At 44.2% G+C, this 4,045-nt stretch carries 3 protein-coding genes; all 3 read left to right on the top strand.

Features of this window, described 5'->3' with window-relative positions:
* Nucleotides 1-149 precede the first annotated feature (149 nt).
* The 3 genes from VF500_RS03125 to VF500_RS03115 all read left to right on the top strand — a co-directional run bounded on the left by VF500_RS03125 (nucleotide 150) and on the right by VF500_RS03115 (nucleotide 3,755).
* Nucleotides 150-1,646: an RICIN domain-containing protein gene (locus VF500_RS03125; protein WP_330858275.1), complete on the top strand. Its 1,497-nt coding sequence runs from the start codon at nucleotides 150-152 to the stop codon at nucleotides 1,644-1,646.
* 305 nt (nucleotides 1,647-1,951) lie between these two features.
* Nucleotides 1,952-2,821, top strand: coding sequence for a helix-turn-helix domain-containing protein (locus tag VF500_RS03120; protein WP_330858274.1), 870 nt, complete (start codon nucleotides 1,952-1,954; stop codon nucleotides 2,819-2,821).
* Nucleotides 2,822-2,888: 67 nt separating this feature from the next.
* Entirely contained in the window at nucleotides 2,889-3,755 is an 867-nt protein-coding gene (locus VF500_RS03115) for a nuclear transport factor 2 family protein (RefSeq protein WP_330858273.1), read from the top strand.
* The last annotated feature ends 290 nt before the right edge of the window (nucleotides 3,756-4,045 follow it).

Below are 4,045 nucleotides of genomic sequence, written 5' to 3'. Positions count from 1 at the left end.
GTGTTTATACACGGTGCTTTTTTATTTTTTTTAAATTAATATTCGTCATTAGGTATCTGTTATTAATCGGTTAATAGCCCTGCAGTTATTTGTTCCCCCGGATACAAACACCAATAAACCAGTTTAACCTAATTGTATATTAAATGAAGATGAAACACTTACTTAATTTTTTACTGCTTTTTTTATTACTGACAGCCGCCGGTTGTTCAAAAAAAGAGGCGCCGAAGCCTGTTGATAATCATCCAGACACAGATCCTCCAAAAACCGAACAGGTATATGGCAGCCTCAAGGATACCAACATCAGATATTTTGGCCGCTGGGATTTCAGCAACAAAGATCAGTACGTCAGTTATTGGGGCGGCGCGTACATAAAGGTAGATTTCACCGGCACGACCGTAAAGGTCAAAGTGGGCAATACCTCAGATTTTTATGCGAAGATCGATAACGGGCCATGGATAAGTTACAAGCAAAGCAGTGGTACCATCAACCTGACTCCAACACCGTTAACAAATGGAACACACTCGCTGAGCGTGGCTCAGGGGAAGGATTATGATTACCAGTTTAAGTTTGACGGGCTCGTATTGGACAATAATGCTGTCACAAAGGTACCCACGGTGATGTCTTCTCTTATAGAATACATCGGTGACTCTATCACAGCGGGTTATACCTGCGACCAGGCAAATGTATCGGATTATGCCTGGGTGGCATCGGAAGCCTTAGGTGCCGAGCACACACAAATTGCCTTTCCCGGTATCAAGCTGACCAGCGGGTTCCCGGACGCAGGGATGGATGTGCAATATCTTAAAATGCAATCCGATCAGACCAAAACTCAGACTGGCGACTGGAACTTCCAGGCATATACGCCAAAACTCGTGGTCATCAATCTCGGGACCAATGACAATAATGGCGTGCCGGACGCTGAGTTTCAAAAGGCCTATGTTAATTTACTTACACTGATAAGAGCGAAGTTTCCCGATGCCGAAATATTTGCACTGCGGACATTCCTTGGAGTAAAGTCCTCACCCATATTAGCCGCTGTTGTAACACGAATGGCGGCAGGCGACCTCAAAGTACATTATATTGATACAGACGGGTGGCTGAAAGCGGGTGATTACTCTGACGGTATACATCCAACTGCAGCGGGGCATATCAAAGCTGCCGCCCTGCTGAAACCGATATTAGAGCCATATCTGAATGGTACAACACCTCCGGTACCGGTGCCTGATGGTACTTATAAAATCATTAATCGTAATAGTAAGTTAGCGATGGATGTTAAAGGTGCTGTTACCGAAAGCGGGACACCAATTACACAATGGACATATGGGGGCGGCGATAACCAGAGATGGACCTTGACTCATATCGGCGCCGGTGTTTATAAGATTATTGGCGTGCAAAGCGGCAGAGCGCTGCAAATCGAAAATAAATCAACCGCAGCGGGTGCAGCATTACAGATCGGGGATTATAGCGGTTCTAATGATCAGAAATTTGTAATCAGCAAAAATACGGAGGGTTATTACACGATCACCAGTTTGCTTAGCGGCAAAGTAGTGGAAGTTGGCGGGCAATCGGATGCGCCGGGCGCATCAATCGATGTATGGGACAATAATGCTGGGGCACATCAGCAATGGAGTTTTGAAGCCCCATGATAAAATGATTCAGGGCCCCTGCCATCGCAGGGGCCTTTTTTATAAGTCCGGAAAATAAGTTTTTATGTGTAATTTCCCCGGATTAAATTTTGGAAAATAAATTGTAATCAATACCTGAGCTCAATGCGACTATTTTAGCGGCGAGGCTGACTTTCTGTTAAAAATAGCGGCCGCAGACACGGATGAGTATCATAACCTGTCAGCAGAAAGTTGGCAAAGGTTGACAACATGGAGCGTCTCGTTGTCATGTCGCTGCCAAAGCAAGACGTTTTTTTACTTTTCAGATCACCGGTGTATCTATTCCAATGAAAAACGACATTTCCAATTATAAATTTAAGGACAACCTGCCCATCGGATTTGAATGTATCTCGTTAGCGGAGCTATATACAAAAAGCAGAGAGCTGATGACCACCCCGCATCGTACATCATTCTATCATATTATTTGGTTTAAAAAAGGCGGCTTCAATCATTCAGTTGATTTTTATCCAATTTACATTGAAGATAATTCACTTCTTTTCCTTAGTAAAGATATTGTTCAAAGCTTTGACGCTTCCGCATCGATGGAGGGAACGGCGATTTTATTTACCGAAACTTTTTTCTGCCAGTCTGAAGCCGATGCACAATTCCTGAAAGAAACGATCCTGTTTAACGACCTGTTTTCGATCCCGGCTTTCAGATTGAATGATAACATTAAGGTTTTCAATAGTTTGATCGGGCTGATCGAAGAGGAAACCAGTAAACCCGGGGATAATTATCAAAGCAAAATATTAAAGACTTACCTGCTGACCTTTTTGCTAAGCGCCGAAAGAGAAAGGCGAATGTATGATTTTAAGGAAATAAAAAAAGGAGCGGACCTCGAATACTTGCTTTCATTCAGGCACTTGCTCGAATCCGGATTTCATGTAAATAAACAAGTGAACTTTTACGCCGGTAAACTTAACCTAACCGATAAACGCCTTAGCCAGTCGACTTTTAGGGTATTGGGCAAAACAGCAAAACAGATGATCGACGACCGCGTCATGCTGGAAGCCATGCGCCTGCTGGCGCACACCCGCGATACTGTAAAATCCATAGGGTATCAGTTGGGTTTTGAAGAACCTACCAATTTCATCAAATATTTTCGCAAACACAGCCACCAGACACCGGCCGAGTTTCGTGAAAAATGTATCGTCTAAAGGCGGATTTCTACCTTTTTTGGCCGCCGCTCCTGCCTGAACTTTGCTTTATCCAAAATTCAGGAACATGACAAGATCAAAAAACAATCTGCTGATCATATCAGCATTGCTGGCATGCAACTATTGCACAGCGCAGCAAACGGCAACAATCAAAAAAGTAGGAATCATGAATCAAAAACAGGAAACAACCGATTTATTAAAATCAATCGAAACAGGCGCTACAGGTCCTGTCGCAGTAATCAACCCCAACAAGTACAAACAGCACAACCAGGCCGTTGCCGATGGTTTGGCGGGATTCGGTGCATTATTGCAGGCATTGCCGAAGGGGGCGGCAAAAGTAAATACTGTTCGCGTATTCCAGGACGGGGACTATGTATTTACTCAAACGGATTACAATTTCTTCGGCCCTAAGATCGGGTTTGATATTTTTCGGTTTGAAGAGGGTAAAATAGTAGAACACTGGGATAATCTCCAGGAAAAACCGGCACAACCGAACCCAAGCGGTCATACGATGACTGATGGTCCGACAACGGCGACAGATCCCGGCAAAAAGGAAGCTAACAAAGCGCTGGTGAAAAGCTTTGTAGAAGACATTCTCGTTAACGGTAGGATGGATAGATTGGCAGGGTACTTCGACGGGGACAACTACATACAGCATAATCCGCAGATCCCCGATAAATTATCCGGACTGGGTAAAGCCCTGGCCGATATGGCCAGGCACGGTATCACGATGAAATACGATACGATCCATAAGGTACTTGGGGAGGGCAATTTTGTCCTTGTTGTCAGCGAAGGAAATCTTGCTGGTAAACATAGCGCCTTTTACGATTTATTCCGGGTGGAAAATGGCAAAATTGCTGAACATTGGGATGTGATCGAACCCATTTTACCACAAAATGAATCGAAAAACAGCAATGGAAAATTTAACTTCTAAACAGCCAGCGATTTACTTTTTAATAAACGGGGTGCAGGTTGAGCCGCCCCGTATTTAAAATATCAGAGGAGATTTGCCTTTTCATGAAAAGTTTTTTTTAACCTCCGTACCTGGAACGTCCTTCTTCAGACATGACACGAACAAGGCGAGAAACAGTAATACTTCATCTCAAAGTTCCTCGCCGGCAGAGTATGAAATGACGGATATCGGCAGAGACCTGGTGTCGGTTTGTGACCGGCTTCAGGGATGGGGTACGAGGCACCGACTGTACTTTGTTCACGGAACAATTT

The sequence above is a fragment of the Mucilaginibacter sp. genome, from assembly GCF_036383575.1.
Lineage (GTDB): Bacteria > Bacteroidota > Bacteroidia > Sphingobacteriales > Sphingobacteriaceae > Mucilaginibacter.
Note: the sequence above shows the minus strand (reverse complement) of the source record. Positions and strands in the feature narration are given on the sequence as shown.